This is a genomic window from Chryseobacterium gleum (assembly GCF_900636535.1).
Taxonomy (GTDB): Bacteria; Bacteroidota; Bacteroidia; order Flavobacteriales; family Weeksellaceae; genus Chryseobacterium; species Chryseobacterium gleum.
Genome location: NZ_LR134289.1, coordinates 936667 through 954914 on the forward strand (window position 1 = coordinate 936667; position 18248 = coordinate 954914).

Here is an 18248-nt window from a genome sequence, read left to right on the forward strand (position 1 = left end):
TTTTTCTTATTTTCTATAAAGAATTGACTTCATTCTGAGCTTTCTTAGTCAGGGATTTAAAAACCAGATCATAGGATTGGTCAATAAGTTTAAAGATCAGGTCTCTTTTCAATCCGTCCACTGTTACAGAATTCCAGTGGGTTTTGTTCATATGGTAGGCCCCTGTAATCTGTGGATACTGCTCACGAAGTTCTGCACTCCATTCAGGATCTGTTTTTACATTGATCGCCAGCGGCTGTTTTTCAAGGCCCATTAATAAAAACATTTTGGTATCTACCTTCATTACAAGTGTTTCGTTATCAAACGGAAAACTTTCCGTAACTCCTTTTTTGGCAAGACAGTAATCTAAAATTTCGTTGGCATCCATATTAATTGAGTAATGAGTGATAAGTAATGATTAAATTAATTCTTTACTCTTTAATTCAAATTTAGTAAATTTAATAAAGAAATAATCTCACAAAATCACAATTATTATGAAAGCTCTGGTAATAGGTGCTACAGGCGCCACAGGAAAAGATCTGGTGAATCAGTTACTCAATGATAAAGAATTTGATGAAGTGGATATTTTCGTCAGAAAACCTGTTGATATTCACAATGATAAACTTAAAGTTCATGTTGTGAATTTTGAAAAGCCTGAAGAATGGAAAGATATGGTAAAAGGGGATGTTGCCTTTTCGTGTCTGGGAACGACTTTGAAGGATGCCGGAAGCAAGGAAGCCCAGAAAAAGGTAGATTTTGATTATCAATATGAATTTGCAAAAGCAGCGAAAGAGAACAATGTGGAAGATTATATTCTCGTATCAGCTTACGGAGCGAACCCGCAGTCTAAAATTTTCTATTCCAAAATGAAAGGTGAGCTTGAAGAAGCTGTAAAACAGTTACATTTTAATAAGATCACTATTTTCAAACCGGGAATGCTTGAGCGAAAAGATTCTGAAAGAACCGGAGAAGTTTTGGGAAGCCGTATTATCAAATTTGCCAATAAATTGGGTTTATTAGAAAGTCAGAAACCTCTGCCAACGGATATTCTGGCAAAGGCTATGATTAATTCTTCGAAAATAAAAAGTAATGGTTATTCCAGTATAAAATTGGGGAATATTTTCTGTTTTGCGGAAAAAAGCAATCAATAATATTTTAACTGATTCTCTGTTTTGTCGCATCAATAACCTGCTTGATCCATTTGTAATCGGGTAATTTTCTAAGCTTTAAAATTAATTCATAAGGAATATTTTCAGTTCCGATTAATGTTCCGGCAATTGAAGCGTTGGTATCTGTATCTCCTCCTGTACTGATAATTTGCTTCAACATTTCTTTCAGACCTAAATCAATAATTTTGGTTGAGCAATAAATTGCAAAAGGAACTGAATTAACAACATAGCCATTATTACCCAATTTTGATATTTCTGAAATTGAAGAGTTATTTCCAATTGAATTGATTTCGATTAACCTGTCTCTTACATTTGTATCAGGAATTTCTGGAATAATAATATCAAAAAGATTATTTTTTCCATTCCAATCAGAATTGAGGATTGCTTTTATAGAAAGAAAAACAGCTAAAGCCCCAGAAAACGCTTCATCATTTCTATGCGTTAATTTACATGCTTCGTAAACATTCTGTCTTGTAATATCTGAGAAAAAAAGCAAAAGGAGCAATTCTCATCGCTCCTCCGTTTCCTGCGGCAAACTCTCCAATTCGTCCAGCCTGACTCCAATGAAGACCCGCTTCAGTATCTAAAATTGCCTTAAGTGTAGAAGCGCCAATTCCTGTTAATTTGCGACTTCTGTAATATTCTATAAATCTATTGATAAGATTTTCGGGAGTAAAACTGTCAGACAGAACCTCGCAGGTTGCCAAAGTCATTTGTGTATCATCCGTAATACTCCAGACTCTTCGCTTTTTATTCTTTTTTCCTAAATAATAAATATGTGAATCATCGGTTTCTACTTCATTTTCATAGCTGCTTCCCCATGCATCTCCAATTGCTCCGCTTATAATACAGGCTTCAAACCGATCCAAAAAATCCATATAATAATTCTTATTTCAGATACTTTGTAATGGCTTCATCGGTAGGCTTTGTAGTGCTTACAAAAGAATCAATCAGTTTCCCGTTTTCATCCACCAGGAATTTGGTAAAGTTCCAAAGGATGCTTGTATTTTTTACTCCGTTTAACTCTTTTTCTGTTAAATACTTAAAGATAGGAGCTGTATCATCACCTTTTACAGACACTTTTGCAGCCATAGGAAATGTTACACCATAGTTTTTCTGGCAGAAAGCCCCGATTTCAGTGTTCGTTCCAGGCTCCTGTCCTCCGAAATTATTGGCAGGAAAACCTACTACTACCAGCTTATCTTTATACTGTTCGTATACTTTTTCAAGATCTGCATACTGCGGGGTAAATCCACACTCTGAAGCGGTATTGACAATCAGGATTTTCTTTCCTTTGAAATCAGCAAAATTGATTTCCTTACCATCAAGACTTTCTACTTTGAAGTCGTATATTGTTTTTCCCATAAGTTCGTTGGTTTTAGCTTTAGAAACTTCAGTTTTTTGGTTGGTGCAGCTTTGCAGAAATGCGATGAATGAAAGCAGCAGTAAAAAAATTTTTTTCATTTTTTATAATTTTGTGCAGCGAACCGCAGTTGATTAAAACTTAAAAATATTTGTAGGAAACACTTTGTTGATATCAATTTTGTTGAGCAGCATTACGTAATCTCCGTCTTTCTTGGCACTTGATGATTCTATTCTGAATGGCATGATAAGATTTCCTACTTTTTTAAAATCAGAATACACCAGTGTTTCATCTTTTTTCACTTCTTTGATCAGCATATAGGTCTTTGTATCAAAATAATACATGTTCTTATTGACATTCTTGGTCAGTTCAACTTTATGGCAGTAGATCTCTCCTACTTTTTCTTTTCCAAGATATTTTGCCTCAAAGCCTTTGTTTTCCCAATCAATGAAGTCATTGTCAAAACTTTCCGGAACATATTCTGGATATTCCTGAAGCTTATTGGCTGCATAATTCATTGCATAGCCTTTAGTTCCGTCATAGCCTTCAATTGCGGTTTCTTTTCCACCGGTAGTAATCAATGTTTTAGTAAGATTCGGACGCTGCTGATAGATTTTTATCGGATATTCATCTTTGATTCCTAAAATTACTTTTCCCTGAAGCAATACCGAATTCAATAATTTCCAATTGGTTAACCCTCCGGATAATTCAATGTTTTTGTCAATAATTTCCTTTGCGGTCTGTGCAAATGCGACATGCGAAAATATCAGTCCAAATACTAATAATAACTTCTTCATTAATTTTATTTATAAATTCAAATATAGGGGGATTTCTGTAAAATTACAAAAAGGCAAAAGAGCGTTTGATAATTTGCTTTTTTTGCCTTCAATATTTTTAAATCAGTTTTCTGGCTTTTTCCAGATCTTCCGGGGTATCTATGCCCACTCCTATGAAATTGGTTTCAATCATTTTGATTTTCATTCCGTATTCAAGATAGCGGATACATTCTATTTTTTCGGATATTTCCAAAGGTTTCATAGCCAGTTTTGAAAACTGCAGCAAAGCTTTCTTTCTGAAAGCATAAACTCCAATATGTTTAAAATAGCTTACATCATAAGAAACTTCCCTGTGAAAAGGAATTACGGAACGGCTGAAATACAAAGCAAAACCATTGTTATCTGTAATCACTTTTACGTTATTCGGGTTTTCTATTTCTTCTTTTTCATGCAGCTGTATTTTTAAAGAAGCTAAAGAGATTTCCTGTTGATCATCATGTCTGAAAACTTCTATCAGCTGTTGTAAAGGCTCTAATTTAAGGAAAGGCTCATCCCCCTGAACATTGATCACGATATCACAGTCTATATGCTGTACAGCTTCGGCAATACGGTCGCTTCCGGTCTCATGCTGGCCTGTCATTACGGCCTTTCCAGCGTTTTTTTGAATTTCGTCAAAAATAATTTCAGAGTCTGTAGCGACAAATACTTCATCAAACAGTCCGGTTTCCACTACATTCTGATACGTTGTGGTAATAACGGTTTTTTCTCCTAAAATCTGCATCAGTTTTCCTGGAAAACGGCTTGCTTCGTAGCGGGCAGGAATAACAGCGATTATTTTCATTCAGTAAAAATATTAAGTAATTCTCTTTAATTCAACAGGTTGTCATTTCAGCATATATCATGCTGTAATGTTTCCTTTATATTGAGATCAAATGTAGTGAAAAGTATCTTATTGACTATATAAAACAAAGATTTCAGCAGCTTAAAAAGAGAGTTTTACCCCTACCATATTGTACTCCCATTGGCGAGATGCCACAAAGTTGAGATTATATTTTGTTTTTCCTATCGTTCCTTCTGATGAAGTATATCTGCTTTTTGAGATTGTTTTCCCGATAAAATATCCCATTAATAAGGCTAAAGGATAATCTGAAGCCCAGTGTACTTTACTCTGCATCATTTGAAAACATAATGCTCCTGCTAAGGTGTACCCTACCGGCTTAATCCACTTTGCATCCGGATAATTGTCTGCAATCACCGTAATACCAGCCATAAAGGTTGTTAAATGTCCAGAAGGCATTGCATCATAATTCGAAGTGTTTTTACTGAATTCTGAAAAGCTTGGGAAAGGATTCCATGCTCCTCCTTTATTCCCGTTTATTTCAGCAATAAAAGGACTTTCTCTCCCAGTAATTCTTTTAAGGGTTTGGGTAAAAACTCCGGAAAGAATTAAACTTTCCATCAAACCGCTGGCTGTAGCCTGTGCTCTGTAATCATTTTTGATAAGACCGTAGGTTCCGAAACCAATACCAATCAGCACCAATGTAGAACCGTTTCCTATCAGATATAAGGTAGAACCGATATCTTTAGGAATTTTAAAGACACCTCCAATTTTGTGATAGTTGTTATCTTTATCCATTCCCCATCTTTCTCCCAGCTCTCTGGAATTGTCAATAAGCTTTTGATCAAAAGGTAAGAGAATAAGGGTTGCAGCCACTGCTCCTCCAAGATAATAACCATGATCTTTGGCTACGAAATCCTTATTGGTATTGATAAAATTCCGGGGTAATTTGGTTACAAAATCCAGTAGTTTCGGTTTCGGATAGGTTCTGACAGATCCGTCCTTTAACGTATAGGTTTGTACTTTTGGCAACTCAGATTCCTTTGGAAGTTCTTTTATCTTCAATGTATCAACCTCTTGTGAGCATACCAGTATTGAAACTGGCAAGAGTAGAAATCTCAGTTTTTTCATCGTTGTAATTTTCAACTTTTATATTTAGGTGTGTAAAATCCCAAAGATAGCTCCTAGTTGAGTGTTGTACAAAGTGCTTATTAAACTTTTAATATTTATTTAATTTTTATGCTATTAGTTTAAATATTTAATCAGAAAAATAATTCCATACATCCAGGCGATATATAGAAAAGAATAGAACAGCCCGAATCCCAGGCTTTTTAATAAATTCCCTTTGCATTTCCCTGAATTTCTGAAAACTAACCGCAGTGCTCTGAAAAATACCCAATACAAAATAGCAATTAACAATAATATGGCTGTCCAAAAGAAAAGGCCCAGAAAATAGGAAAGAAAGATGAGTAGAATGGAAAATATAATCCACAAAAGAATGGAAAGAATAGCTCCTCCAATTCCATCCCCTGCATCTGGAAGATCAATATCAAAACCTTCAAATTGGGGTGTTTTATCGGTATATCGTTGTAATCGTTCTTTATTTAAAATATTTCCAACGTTATCTTTTAATTTCAAGCCAGAATATAATCCCAAGGTGATGAACAGAAAGAATCCTCCAGCCAAAATGGAGGTTGATAAGATAGAATTTTGAAATAATGAACGATGGTTTGCTTTTCCTGCAAGCCATACGCTTACAATAACTATTGCTATAATTGCCAGTGTTGAAAAAAACAAATATTTTGTCTCAATAAAAGATTTTCGTGGAAGTTTCATGGTTTCTATATAGAAACACTTCGACTCCGTTCAACATGACAATGCTAATACTGATTCTTGTTTTAACGATGTCATGCCGGACAGAGTCGAAGCATTTATTTATCTGAAGGTTACTTTAAATTGTTCAAAGCATTTTCCAGTTTCGGAAGCATTACTTTGATCTCATCTACCGCCAATCCTCCTACAGAAGCACGGAACCAAGGTTCTGATTTTTCTTCCCCGAAAGCAGAGAAAGGCACTAAAGCAACACCTGCTTCATTAATTAAGTAGAATACAAGGTCTGAAGAGTTTCCGATAACAGTTCCATCAGGTTTTGTTTTTCCGATATAATCAAGCTTAATGGTAAGATAAAGTGCTCCCATAGGCTCGATACTGTCTACAGAAAGACCTTTTGCTTTCAAATCCTGAACTCCGTTATGAAGAACTTTTAAACTTTCTTCAAGCTTAGCTTTAAAATCATTAACGAAAGTATTCACGTTCTCCGGATTTTCATAAAATTTAGCGGTTGCTTCCTGCTCAGGTTTTGGTGCCCATGCTCCAACGTGCGTAAGAAGCGCTTTCATTTTATCAAGAATATGAGAAGGACCAAATCCCCATCCTACACGAACTCCGGTTGCTGCAAGGCATTTTGAAATACCGTCAATGTAGATGGTGTAGTCTTTCATTTCAGGGAAAAGAGAAACAGGATCTACATGCTGTGCTCCAAAAGTAAGGCAAGAATAGATCTGGTCATACATTAAGTATAACGGTTTTTCATCGGCTCCTCTTTTGTTGTTTTCAGCGATTACCAGTTCGCAGATTTCTGAAAGCTGTTCTTTTGTAAACATTGTTCCGGTAGGGTTCAATGGTGAGCAAAGTGCTAATAAAACAGCTCCTTCCAGGTGAGGTCTCAGGTCATCAGCAGTCGGAAGGAAATTGGTTTCAGGTCTTGTTTTTACTTCTACAGCATTGGCCGAAGTAAGGTAAGCGTAGTGATTGTTGTTCCATGACGGTGTAGGATACACTACTTTATCTCCTTCATCAACGATGGTTTTGTATACAGCATAGATCAAAGGTCTTGATCCTGCAGTAATTAAAATATCTTCAGGAGAATAATCCAGGTTCCATCTTTGTTTAAGGTCTTTGGAAACTTCTTTTCTTAAAGATAAAAGTCCGTTTGCAGGAGGATAGTTCGTCAGATTATTCTGATAAGCTTTCTGAATCTCTTCCTTCAGCAATGCCGGAATAGGATAGATATTAGAATTCAGATCACCAATAGTAAGATTGGCAATTTCCGCTCCCTTTGCTTTTAAGTCATTTACTTCGTTACCAATTTTTACAATTTCAGAACCGATCAGGTTCGCTGCTAATTTTGAAACTTTCACTTTTTTTTATTTAAAATTTATATTATCGTTCTCTGTTGATCTTCTCATATATTTGATCTACCGGTGTTTGCGCATCAAAAAGGGCTATTGCTTCTTTTGCTTTTTTTGCCGTATTGGAATTCGGATATTTTTTGATCATCCTGTTGAACTCTGCTCTGTTTTCATCGTACAGTTTTCCGGTTTCTTTGTCCAGATCTCGTTCAAATGTAGGTGTATTTTCCATTCCCAAAAGATAGTCAGACAAATACATTTGATAACCTGTTTTTACATCCTTTATAAGCTTACTTTCCGGATATTTATTCATAAAATTCTCCCAGAATATCAGCCTGTCTCCCAGCTGTTCCCAGGAAATCATCAGTCCTGCATCAGCGGCATAATTGGATTCACTTTCTTTGTCATTCTGCAAAATATAGGCTTCATAATCCGGCGTTACCTTATTCTTAAACAAAGAAGAGTAATATCCCGGAACGGTCCATATTTCAGTCATCCCTTCTCCTACTTCCCTGAATTCAAGACCTGCTTTTTTCAGTTCTGAAGCAATCTTTTTAATATGGTCCGGAAAGTTGTACCGATCTTTATCAGGATCATAATAATTCACATATTTATCCAAAATATCAGCATGCAAATTCATCAGACATTCTGTATACTTATCTCTTATTTTTAAATAATCTTCATATACTCTGTCATTCTGTTCCGGATTGCTTCCTGTCATTTCTTTTTCGATTTTTGTCCGGTACCATTGAAGAGATTTGATATAATCCTCCGTTTTACCGGCAGGTGAACAGGCCGTATCTATCGGTTTATACTGATCTTCTTTAGGCTCAGTCCGGGCAATTGAATCGTTCTTCTGCTTTATTCCTGCAGCTGCAGCTTCCTTTTTACAGGAAACTACGGCTGCAGAGAGTAAGCAAACTGCTATTATTTTTTTAATCATCTGCTGTTTCGGGAAATTAATCCAGTTTCAAATCTGTTTTAACGGCTCCGATTTTAGCTTCCAATGATTTTAATTTATCTCTGAAATCCGCTTCTGAAGTAATGGAATCCTTCACAGAAACATAGAACTTGATTTTTGGTTCTGTTCCTGATGGCCTCACACATACTTTTGTTCCATCCTGTGTGTAATAGATCAATACATTGGATGCAGGAATATCATTCATTACTTTTTTCTCGTTGGTAGAAATGGTAAGACTTGTCTGTTCCTTGAAATCCTTAACTACTTCTACCGGTGATCCTGCCAATTCTTTTGGAGGATTTTCACGGAAGTTTTTCATCATATTCTGAATCTCTTCAGCGCCTTCTTTTCCTTTTCTTACAATATTGATCAATCCTTCGTAATACATTCCAAGATCTTCGTAAATCTCGATCATGTACTGGTACATTGTTCTTCCGTTGGCTTTACACCATGCTGCAATTTCACATGCTAAAAGGATACTTCCACAAGAATCTTTGTCACGAACAAAATCTCCGGTCATAAATCCGAAACTTTCCTCTCCACCACACACAAATTTCTGCTTTCCTTCTGCTTCACGGATCATTTTCCCGATCCATTTGAATCCGGTAAGCCCTACTTTACATTCAACTCCGAATTTTTGTGCTATGTCAAAGAAAATATCCGAGGTTACAATCGTAGAACCTATAAATTCTTTTCCTGTAATTCTTTCCTGCTTTCTCCATTCATTCAGGATATAATAAGTAAGGATTGTATTGGTTTGATTACCGTTCAAAAGTTGCATTTCGCCATCAAGATTTCTTACTGCAATCCCTAATCTGTCCCCATCCGGGTCTGTTCCGATCACAATGTCAGCATTGGTGATTCTCGCCAGATCCAGGGCCATTTCAAGCGCCGCAGGTTCTTCCGGGTTTGGAGAATCTACTGTCGGGAAATTTCCGCTTGGGATCATCTGTTCTTTAACAAGATCCACTTTTTTGAATCCTGCTTTTGCAAGAGCTTTAGGAACGGTTGTGTAGGTTGTTCCGTGGATAGATGTGAAAACAATATTTAAGTTTTCTTTTCCAACATTCTGATAGGTAGAGTTTTCAATGCATGCATCGATATATACATCGTCCTGCTCCTCTCCGATCCATTCGATCAGATCATCATTTCCGTCAAATTTAATTTCTTCAAATTTTACAGAATATACTTCCTTGATAATGGCTTCATCATTAGGTGGAACAATCTGTGCTCCGTCGTTCCAGTATACTTTGTAACCGTTATATTCCGGCGGATTATGAGAGGCTGTCAATACAATTCCTCCGTTGCATTTTTTATCACGAACAGTAAAAGACAATTCCGGTGTCGGTCTGTGGTCTTTGAAAAGCAATACTTTAATTCCGTTGGCTGTTAAAACATCTGCCACCAGCTTTCCGAATTCTTTTGAGTTATTACGAACATCATAAGCGATGGCCACTTTAATTTCCTCTCCCTTAAACTGCTGCAGCATATAGTTTGCCAATCCCTGTGTAGCCTGACCTAATGTATATTTATTCAAGCGGTTGGTTCCTACTCCCATTATCCCGCGCATTCCTCCTGTCCCGAATTCCAGTTCTCTGTAGAAAGAATCTTCCAGATCAGGGGAATTGCTGTCAATCAGTAATTGTACAGCGTCTCTCGTTTCTTTATCGAAGGTATCACTTAACCAAAGTTTCGCTTTTTCTAGTGTATTCATACTTATATGTTGTTCTTTATAGTTGTAAAGTTCCTGGTTTCAATAATACTGTTTTTAATCCAGTTTTTTGTTTTCGACTTTCGTCGTTTTATCAATTTTAAATGCCCTGATCGGATCGTTATAATAGACAAATTTTGCCGTGTTCTGAATATGTCCTTTTAAAGAATCTTTTACATTTACTTCTGCATAATTTCCGTTTTTAGAATCGATATTCAGATTGGTAATCTTCCAGTAAGGAGCAATTAAACTCGCTGTATCTGAGATTTTTATAGCCGCGTCTTTTGTTAATCCTAAAAAATTAGCACGGCTTCTGTTCTGCATTTCCACTTCTGCCCTTCTGGTATTTACAGATCCCATAAAGCTGGCATTATTCTTCATAGCAAGCCTGAAATTGTCGGTCTTAATCTCGCTTGAAATATTCATTTCCACAGAGTCTGAAACCGCTACTTTTTCAAGATTATATTTTGAATAGATTGTTACATTATAAAAATCGACTCCCTTTGTCCCTCTTTTTTCTTTAATGAAAAGCGTTTTGTCTTCTACATCCACATCCAGATTGTTCGCTACATTCGGGTAGGTTTCTATTTCCACAAAATTTTTAGACCCTCTGGCATAAAATACACGGAACTTTCCTTCCAGATCAAGATTGACGAATTCCGGTACATCCACATCTTTCTTCTCAATATTTCCTTTTGGAGAAACTTTTCCGCAGGAAACCAGTGCCGCCAGCATTAATGTGTATACAACTTTTTTCATATTTATTTTTAAATATTCATATTACAATCGCAACGATTTTACTGAAAATCTCGGAAAGGTTTTTCATGCCTTTCACAGGACCTTCAATAATTACTTCGAACAAAAATAGGATTAAAATTTCTAAAAATCTTTGTCTTTTGACAATAAAATACCTGATAATTTTCAATTTTCTGCTTCTCAGGAAGAGACTTATTTGCTATTCTTCTTTACTTTTTTATAAAACCAGGTTTTCGGACTTCCAGCCATTGAAAATAAGAGCAGATGTTCTTTGCTTATGTAGGAAATTTCCATCGGAATTGTCTTTTCATCATCATTATATTTCATTTTCAACAAGTTGTTTTCTATCTGATAAGTTCCATTGTTCCCCATTGAAGTGAATGTTTCATCCTGATAAAAGGAGAGGATTCCAGTTCCGTACCTTGAATTGTTTGTTTTGTTTTTCAGTGTATCTACCCGATTGATCTCTCCATCGTAAAATGTCAATAAATTCCCAGGAACCAGAGAGCTTTTTGGATGAACATGAAATTGTCAGAAATAATAGAAAATAATAAAGAATTGATTTGGGTTGAAACATTTAAGTTAAAATTGTTTATAAAATAACAAAAAAAGCACCCTGTTGACAGAGTGCTCTTCATTATATTATATTCTTAAATCTATAAGAATTGATAATCTATTATAACTTTTCTATGGTTAGCTATTTTCAACAGAAGCACCATAAATCATTAAAGTCAAAAGGATTGCAACAATCGCAACCCCAATAATCAAGGGTTTCCATATCGCTTTTTTCGGATACTTTTCTTCATCCGGAAAATATTTCGGCATAAAATAATAGGAGAGCAAACTTCCCCCTCCAAAGCCGCAAATATAAGCAAGTGAACTTTTAGGTTCTTCTGGGATATTGACAATAATTCCTGTGATAATCGTTAATATAACAGAAATTGCCAACACCGTGTATGCTTCTTTCTTTTTATTAACCTCTATTAAATTTTGGTATAATAAAACTCCTCCGAAAAGAGAGGAAAGAAAAATAGAAAATCCTAAAATGGCTTTTTTAGAATAAATTCTCGGCAGTTTTTCTTCCATTATATCACTTCATCAATATTATAATTCTTATGCTCACGGTTGGTTCTGATAATCATTTCTCCTAAGAATCCTGCGATAAAGAGAAGTGTTCCCATGATCATCATTGTTAAGGCAATATAGAACCATGGATTATTGGTGATTAAATGTCCATAAATTCCTCTGGCGACATCAATCAGTTTAGAAATTCCCAGCCAAAGTGCAGAGAGGAAACCGACAATAAACATTAAAGTTCCTACTGCTCCGAAGAAATGCATTGGTCTTCCCCCGAAACGGCTTACAAACCAAAGGGTTATCAAATCCAGAAATCCTCTGATAAATCTTTCCGTTCCGAATTTCGAAGTTCCGTAAGGTCTTGCCTGATGCTTCACTTCTTTTTCAGTAATTCTTCTGAAACCCGCATTGGCAGCCAATACCGGAATATAGCGGTGCATATCCCCATATACATCAACAGATTTTACAACCTGTCTTTTATAGGCTTTCAGACCGCAATTGAAATCGTGAAGATAAACTCCTGATACTTTTCTTGCTGCAGCATTGAATAGTTTTGAAGGAATATTTTTTGTCATTACATTGTCAAAACGCTTCTTTTTCCAGCCGGAAACGATATCATAATTATCATTGATCACCATATTATACAGTTCCGGAATTTCTTCAGGGAAATCCTGTAAATCGGCATCCATGGTAATCACTACCTCACCGTTTGTTCTTTCAAAGGCAGCATGAAGCGCCTGGGATTTTCCATAATTTCTGGAAAATTTAATTGCGTGGATCTGAGGATGCTGTACTTTCATATTCTCAATAATACTCCACGACAAATCCGTACTTCCATCGTCTACAAACCAGATTTCATAAGATAAATTACTGGTTGTGCATACTTTATCGATTCTTGAAAAAAGCTCTTCCAGAGAGTCTTCTTCGTTCAGTAACGGAATAACTATAGATAAATTCATTTAATTTTAATAAAAATTAGGCTTGATTTGTTTCTTCGGGCTGATGTATTGTTCTTGTTCTGAAAAACGCTCCGAAAAACACCGACAAAACTACGTAAAATATAAGAATTGCTGCAAAATATCCTGAAAAATGACTCGCAGTAAGCATATCTTTTCCTTTAACTGCTTCAGGAGTGAAGCTTTGTAATCTTTCCTTGTATTTCTGATCCAGCTCATCAATATCCTTCTGGTGCTTCAGAATTTTTCTTGCAGAGGTATATTCTGTATCCAGTTCTGATTTTTGTCTTTGAACATATTGATAGTTCAGAAGGCTTTTGGCAGCAGGATCTACAAAGTTTAAAAAAGCATAAATGCTGAAGATGGAAAGAATTCCTCCGATAAACATTGGTACGAATGCTCTTTTGAAAGCTTCTTTGAATTTTACTACTCTATGCTTGTTCCAGTAAGATTTTACAGACCAGAAAGCCGCTCCTGCATACAGAACAGGCAAAAGAAAAGCGTTGGCTTTCAAAGAGATATCAAAATAATTGATTCCTGAGAAAAAAGTATATACTACAAAGAAAACAATCATTGTAGCGATAAAAAGTATAATTCCTAGTGTTGATGGACTTTTCGTCATATTTAAATTTTTAGAAAAAGTTGAAAAATTTTCCCTCTAAATGTCAGGCAATTAGCTTTACCACTGCATTTTTTCAACTAATTTTCTCTAATAAAGTTTTGAAGTTTATAAAATATTCCTACCTTTGCAACGGCAAGTCCTAAACAACCAGCTCCTGAGAATCCTCCAGGGTGGGAACGCAGCAAAGGTAATCGGTCGTAGCGGTGTGATTTAGGTAGCTTGCCATTTTTTTTTGGTTTAAAGTAAGAAGAGAGGTAATTTGATAATTATCTTTTTTTGTTTTTAATACCTTACGCATCGTTTTCATTTTCTAATTTTCAGATTACCCCCGGTTCCGTTATTGATTAAAATTCGAACGTCTCTCCTAATTTTGGTAAAACCAGTTCTACATTTTTATCTGCAAAATGCTTTAATGCACTTTCATGATTGATTTCAATAGCAGGGAAAGTATCAAAGTGACATCCGATTACTTTTGGTGTCTTTAAAAGCTCTGCTGCTGCAAAAGACGCTTTTCTCGGGCACATTGTGTAGTGGCTTCCGATGGGAAGGATAGAAAGATCAAGGTTTCCATATAATCTTGGAAACAGCTCCATATCCGCCATTACTCCTGTATCACCGGCCAAATAGATATTCTTACCTTCAGGCAATCTGAAGATATACCCTACAGGAACGCCTCCATAGCTTCCATCCGGGAAAGAACTTGTATGATGAGCCGGAACCATGGAAATTTTAAGATCGTCGATTTTTGCCGATCCTCCTAAGTTCACATCATCTTTATTTTTTGCCTGCTGGAAGTAACCGCATACTTCAGGAACTCCAATGATGGTAGCTTCCGGATAATGCTGCAACACTTCCGCTACATCAGCGATATGATCGCCGTGTGCATGAGTCAGCAGAATGTAGTCGATTTTTTGAGCAGCAATGTCAAAACCTGATTCTGCTTTTTTGTAGTTGTAAAAAGGGTCGCTCAGAATTGTTTTGTCCTTGTATGTGAACAGGAAACAATTTTGCCCTAAGAATTGTATTTTCATTTTAAATTTAGTTTCAATTATTATTAAATATTATTAAACATAAATGACTCAAATAATTTCACAAACAGCACAATAAGAGCTGTGATATTCGTGAAAGCATTCGTGCCATCAGTGTTTGTTTAATTTTATTATTTCGATGGGAACTTATCCTCAATCAGATTAAGTTTTATTCTATGCTCCAGATAAGCTTTACAACCGTCTAATACTGTTGTAAAACCTCCTGTATTGTCATTAATCACTTTCAGCAGGTCTTCACCTGTCTGGCTGAACCCATAGCTTTTAATGATAACAAGAGTTCCTTTTTCCATAATTCTGAATTCATAATCTACATTTGTCGAAGGTTCTCCCCATTCTGTTCTGATCAGCTGGTTAGGAATAATCTGATGAACGTTTACAACGTTTTTTACGCCGTACATTTCCCATTCCCAGATCACCGTTTTCCCTTCTTCTAATCTTCCGGTAGATTTTGTAAACCAGAAATTAGTGGTCACTTCCGGATTGATAAATGCTTCAAAAACATCTTCAACCGGCTTTCGGATGAGCATTTGGGCTTCAACATATGCATTAGAACTCATAATATACTATTTTGGATTAGTGAAATAAATTAAGTCCGGCTGCTGTAAGGATTGCCATTACAAAAGTCATGATCCCTACCTGCTTTAAATATTGATCTAATTCTTTCGGCTCTTTTACCGACAAAATCTTTCTTCTCAGTTTTGATAATGGGAATAACAGGATCATTACAATGAAGACATAGTAGTTCTGTTCCTGCATGAATCCATTTATTCCTAAAAATGTAAGAATAAGCAACAATGGAAGCTGTAACAGTACCATTTCATAAATCATGGCATTTTTGAATCCTATTTTCAAAGCAAAGCTGTTTTTTCCTGATAATCTGTCGCTTTCAATATCTCTCATATTATTCAGGTTAAGAACCGCCATACTCATCATTCCAACAGCTGTTCCCGGCAATAGCATGTCCCAGCTGAAAGTTTTTGTAAAGAGAAAATAACTTCCGCACACAGAAACCAATCCAAAGAAGATAAACACAAAGATATCTCCCAACCCCATATATCCGTAAGGCTTTTTACCTACTGTATATCCGATGGCTGCCAGAATACTTGCTACTCCCAATCCTATGAAGATATAGAATTCATTCATATAATCCGGAATGAAAGCTACATACAGCAAAGCAATGGTTGCAATGAATGATAATGCTGCGAAAAGAATTACTGCATTTTTCATCTGTTTTGCCGTAATTTTCCCTGAGGCTACTGCTCTTGCTTCAGCTTCATTGATTCTTTTGGCGTCGGTTCCTTTTACTCCATCACCATAATCATTGGCATAATTTGATAAAATCTGGTATAAAAGCGTTACCAAAAGGGCAAGGGCAAAAATCTTCCAGTCCCAGGTCCCGCCTTCTCCGTAAAGTCTCCATTTTGCAATGAAAGCTCCCATAATAATTCCGCTTAAAGAAAGCGGCAAAGTCCTTAGCCTTGCGGCTTTTATCCAATGTGTCATAAATTTATAAGTAATAAGCAATGGGTAATAAGTAATGAAAAATATTGCTCATTACTTATTACTCATCACTAATGTTATGATATCCATTGATCTTCTCCGAAGTTAGGCTTTCTTTTTTCAAGGAATGCATTTCTTCCTTCTTTAGCTTCTTCTGTCATATAGGCCAGACGGGTAGCTTCTCCGGCAAACACCTGCTGCCCTACCATACCGTCATCTGTAAGGTTCATGGCAAATTTCAGCATTCTGATAGAAGTTGGAGATTTTGCCAATATTTCCTGAGCCCATTCGTAAGCTGTATCTTCTAATTCTGCATGAGGAACTACTTTGTTCACCATTCCCATTTCGAAAGCTTCCTGAGCGGAATAATTTCTACCTAAAAAGAAAATCTCACGGGCTTTTTTCTGTCCAACCATTTTAGCAAGATAAGCGGAACCATATCCACCATCAAAACTTGTAACATCAGCATCTGTTTGTTTGAAAATAGCATGCTCTTCACTTGCCAAAGTCAGATCACATACAACATGAAGCGAGTGTCCTCCACCAACTGCCCATCCCGGAACCACTGCAATAACAACCTTTGGCATAAAACGGATCAGACGCTGAACTTCAAGGATATTCAAACGGTGTCTTCCGTCTTCTCCTACATATCCCTGGTGTCCTCTGGCTTTCTGATCTCCTCCGCTACAAAATGCCCATCCTCCGTCTTTAGGACTTGGTCCTTCTCCTGAAAGCAATACAACTCCTATTGAAGGATCTTCATAGGCATCATAAAAAGCATCGTATAATTCCGAAGTTGTTTTAGGTCTGAAAGCATTACGCACCTCAGGTCTGTTGAAAGCAATTCTTGCTACTCCGTTACATTTTTTATAGGTAATATCTTCGTATTCCTTGGCGGTTTTCCACTCGATCATCTTATAAAAATTTTTCTCAAAGATACGGAATTACAGAGAATTTCTGAAGGTGAAATTTGAGGTTCATCACTACAAAAAACAGAAATTTTGAATGTGTGAATCCGGTATGAAGAATTTTCAGCAGAAACTGTATAGAAGGGCTGGTAACAAATTAAACCTAACAGGTTTTTGAAACCTGTTAGGTTTATAGATTTTAATTCAAAATTATAACAGATCTAATAGCTCCTACATGAAATATAAAATCCGGATAAGAACATCAGTCAGCACTTTCTGTTTAAAATAAAAAACCGGAACATTTCTGTTCCGGTTTTTATATCTGTTGTTATCAAAATGATTATTTTGCTCCAGCAGCTGAAAGTTCAGCTTCTTTAGCTTTCATTTCTTTAACTTTATCCATGTTTTTAGTGACTACATAAATTTCTTTTAGCGTAGTTACTGCATCAAGACTTTTTGGAGCAACTTTGTACCATCCTTCAGCATACGGTAAAGCTTTAGCAAATCTTTCTCTTCTTGCATCTATCAGTTTAGAAGCTTCATCCGGCTTATCCTTTCTTAAGGCATTGATATCTGCAACTACTTTAGCATCGTCACCGATCGTAGTATAAACTAAGTTCTGATATGCATCAGAAAAGTCAGGTTTAAGCTCAACTGCTTTTTTGAAGGCTTCCAAAGCGTCATTAACTGTAGCCGGGTTTTTAGCCTGCATTACTCCAAGGTTGTACCAGTTCGTAGCATCATTAGGGTTTTTAGCTAACTGCTCTTTCAATCCTGAAACGAATTTGTCTGTATTTCCTGACTGAAGGTATGCTGTAGTCTGAGCTTCTTTAAGCTTTGCATTATTAGGGAATTTTGCCAATCCTTTTTCGATAACAGCAAGAGCTTCCGGTTTTTTTGCATTAAGAAGTAATGAAGCAAGGGTTTCATATAAATCAGGTTCGATACTTTTTGTCTGTTCTGTTTTGAAATCAGTATAGTCTGAATTTTTCTTCATCAGCTCCCACGTCGCTTTATCAAGGTTTACAACCTGTCCTGTTTTCTTTTCTTTTGCAGTGTAAGTAGTTTCTACTCCTGTAAATCCGGAATTAACAAGATCTGTATATATTTTGATAGACTGTTCACTGTTATTGGCTAACGCGTGGCTCAATCCCGCATAATACATATATATTTTGTTGTCCTGTCCGTTAGCTTTCAATAAGTCATAAACTTCAATAAACTTAGGTGCTGCAGCTGCATAATTTTTTGCATTATATGCATCCATAGCGGCCTTATTGGTTTCCTGAAGCTGAGCGTTCAGAGCGTTGGCATCTTTTTTCTGCCCAAAAGCAAAAGCAGACGCTACGATAGCCATTCCTAAAATTAGTTTCTTCATAATAACTATTTTATATT

General features: G+C 36.2%; 22 protein-coding genes and 1 other RNA gene. 2 read left to right on the forward strand and 21 right to left on the reverse strand.

The annotated features are described in order from the left end of the window. Nucleotides 1-13: 13 nt before the first annotated feature. On the reverse strand, nucleotides 14-367 hold the full coding sequence (locus tag EL165_RS04290) for an MmcQ/YjbR family DNA-binding protein (protein WP_002979239.1): 354 nt from the start codon (nucleotides 365-367) through the stop codon (nucleotides 14-16). A 106-nt stretch (nucleotides 368-473) separates the two neighbouring features. Here EL165_RS04290 and EL165_RS04295 point away from each other — a divergent pair, with 106 nt between their 5' ends. Continuing rightward, complete coding sequence (locus tag EL165_RS04295; RefSeq protein WP_002979237.1) at nucleotides 474-1130, forward strand: NAD(P)H-binding protein; 657 nt, start codon at nucleotides 474-476, stop codon at nucleotides 1128-1130. 4 nt (nucleotides 1131-1134) lie between these two features. Here EL165_RS04295 and EL165_RS04300 read toward each other — a convergent pair whose 3' ends face one another. The 15 genes from EL165_RS04300 to EL165_RS04370 all read right to left on the reverse strand — a co-directional run bounded on the left by EL165_RS04300 (nucleotide 1135) and on the right by EL165_RS04370 (nucleotide 13399). Continuing rightward, on the reverse strand, nucleotides 1135-1644 hold the full coding sequence (locus tag EL165_RS04300; protein WP_002979236.1) for an ADP-ribosylglycohydrolase family protein: 510 nt from the start codon (nucleotides 1642-1644) through the stop codon (nucleotides 1135-1137). After that, entirely contained in the window at nucleotides 1595-2026 is a 432-nt protein-coding gene (locus EL165_RS04305; RefSeq protein ID WP_002979234.1) for an ADP-ribosylglycohydrolase family protein, read from the reverse strand. The genes EL165_RS04300 and EL165_RS04305 overlap by 50 nt, the downstream gene beginning before the upstream one ends. A 10-nt stretch (nucleotides 2027-2036) precedes the next feature. Next, nucleotides 2037-2612 (reverse strand): glutathione peroxidase, encoded by a 576-nt coding sequence (locus EL165_RS04310; RefSeq protein ID WP_002979233.1) that lies wholly within the window; start codon nucleotides 2610-2612, stop codon nucleotides 2037-2039. 33 nt (nucleotides 2613-2645) lie between these two features. Then, nucleotides 2646-3308, reverse strand: a complete 663-nt coding sequence (locus tag EL165_RS04315) for a hypothetical protein (protein ID WP_002979231.1) — start codon at nucleotides 3306-3308, stop codon at nucleotides 2646-2648. A gap of 97 nt (nucleotides 3309-3405) precedes the next feature. After that, nucleotides 3406-4128: a 3-deoxy-manno-octulosonate cytidylyltransferase gene (gene kdsB, locus EL165_RS04320; protein WP_002979230.1), complete on the reverse strand. Its 723-nt coding sequence runs from the start codon at nucleotides 4126-4128 to the stop codon at nucleotides 3406-3408. Nucleotides 4129-4269: 141 nt separating this feature from the next. After that, nucleotides 4270-5256, reverse strand: a complete 987-nt coding sequence (locus EL165_RS04325) for a phosphatase PAP2 family protein (protein WP_002979228.1) — start codon at nucleotides 5254-5256, stop codon at nucleotides 4270-4272. Between the two features lie 114 nt (nucleotides 5257-5370). Further along, complete coding sequence (locus EL165_RS04330) at nucleotides 5371-5961, reverse strand: hypothetical protein (RefSeq protein ID WP_002979225.1); 591 nt, start codon at nucleotides 5959-5961, stop codon at nucleotides 5371-5373. A gap of 110 nt (nucleotides 5962-6071) precedes the next feature. Beyond that, nucleotides 6072-7325 (reverse strand): pyridoxal phosphate-dependent aminotransferase, encoded by a 1254-nt coding sequence (locus EL165_RS04335; protein WP_002979223.1) that lies wholly within the window; start codon nucleotides 7323-7325, stop codon nucleotides 6072-6074. Nucleotides 7326-7347: 22 nt separating this feature from the next. Further along, nucleotides 7348-8259 carry a hypothetical protein gene (locus EL165_RS04340; RefSeq protein ID WP_002979221.1) on the reverse strand — a complete coding sequence of 304 codons (912 nt, stop codon included), beginning with the start codon at nucleotides 8257-8259 and terminating at the stop codon, nucleotides 7348-7350. A 16-nt stretch (nucleotides 8260-8275) separates the two neighbouring features. After that, on the reverse strand, nucleotides 8276-9991 hold the full coding sequence (locus EL165_RS04345) for a phospho-sugar mutase (protein WP_002979219.1): 1716 nt from the start codon (nucleotides 9989-9991) through the stop codon (nucleotides 8276-8278). A 54-nt stretch (nucleotides 9992-10045) separates the two neighbouring features. Next, entirely contained in the window at nucleotides 10046-10747 is a 702-nt protein-coding gene (locus EL165_RS04350) for a GIN domain-containing protein (protein WP_002979217.1), read from the reverse strand. 189 nt (nucleotides 10748-10936) lie between these two features. Continuing rightward, nucleotides 10937-11230, reverse strand: coding sequence for a hypothetical protein (locus EL165_RS04355; RefSeq protein WP_002979212.1), 294 nt, complete (start codon nucleotides 11228-11230; stop codon nucleotides 10937-10939). A 207-nt stretch (nucleotides 11231-11437) separates the two neighbouring features. Next, entirely contained in the window at nucleotides 11438-11830 is a 393-nt protein-coding gene (locus EL165_RS04360) for a hypothetical protein (protein WP_002979210.1), read from the reverse strand. After that, on the reverse strand, nucleotides 11830-12780 hold the full coding sequence (locus tag EL165_RS04365; RefSeq protein ID WP_002979208.1) for a glycosyltransferase family 2 protein: 951 nt from the start codon (nucleotides 12778-12780) through the stop codon (nucleotides 11830-11832). Before EL165_RS04365 ends, EL165_RS04360 begins: the two co-directional genes overlap by 1 nt. Nucleotides 12781-12796: 16 nt before the next feature. Beyond that, entirely contained in the window at nucleotides 12797-13399 is a 603-nt protein-coding gene (locus tag EL165_RS04370; RefSeq protein WP_002979206.1) for a DUF4199 domain-containing protein, read from the reverse strand. Nucleotides 13400-13529: 130 nt separating this feature from the next. Between EL165_RS04370 and ffs the strand changes: the two genes are divergently transcribed. Next, nucleotides 13530-13627: signal recognition particle sRNA small type (gene ffs, locus EL165_RS04375), an RNA gene on the forward strand. A gap of 116 nt (nucleotides 13628-13743) precedes the next feature. Here the strand turns inward: ffs and EL165_RS04380 are convergent. From EL165_RS04380 to EL165_RS04400, 5 genes are all read right to left on the reverse strand, one after another. Then, a complete protein-coding gene (locus tag EL165_RS04380; RefSeq protein ID WP_002979202.1) occupies nucleotides 13744-14430 on the reverse strand; it encodes a metal-dependent hydrolase in 687 nt (228 codons plus the stop codon). A 128-nt stretch (nucleotides 14431-14558) separates the two neighbouring features. Next, a complete protein-coding gene (locus tag EL165_RS04385) occupies nucleotides 14559-15005 on the reverse strand; it encodes an SRPBCC family protein (RefSeq protein ID WP_002979200.1) in 447 nt (148 codons plus the stop codon). 16 nt (nucleotides 15006-15021) lie between these two features. Further along, the gene (gene menA / locus EL165_RS04390; RefSeq protein ID WP_002979198.1) at nucleotides 15022-15951 is read right to left on the reverse strand and encodes a 1,4-dihydroxy-2-naphthoate octaprenyltransferase; all 930 of its coding nucleotides are present in this window, start codon (nucleotides 15949-15951) and stop codon (nucleotides 15022-15024) included. A gap of 74 nt (nucleotides 15952-16025) precedes the next feature. Then, a complete protein-coding gene (locus EL165_RS04395; RefSeq protein WP_002979196.1) occupies nucleotides 16026-16862 on the reverse strand; it encodes a 1,4-dihydroxy-2-naphthoyl-CoA synthase in 837 nt (278 codons plus the stop codon). Nucleotides 16863-17196: 334 nt separating this feature from the next. Continuing rightward, nucleotides 17197-18231 carry a tetratricopeptide repeat protein gene (locus EL165_RS04400; RefSeq protein ID WP_002979195.1) on the reverse strand — a complete coding sequence of 345 codons (1035 nt, stop codon included), beginning with the start codon at nucleotides 18229-18231 and terminating at the stop codon, nucleotides 17197-17199. Nucleotides 18232-18248 lie beyond the last annotated feature (17 nt).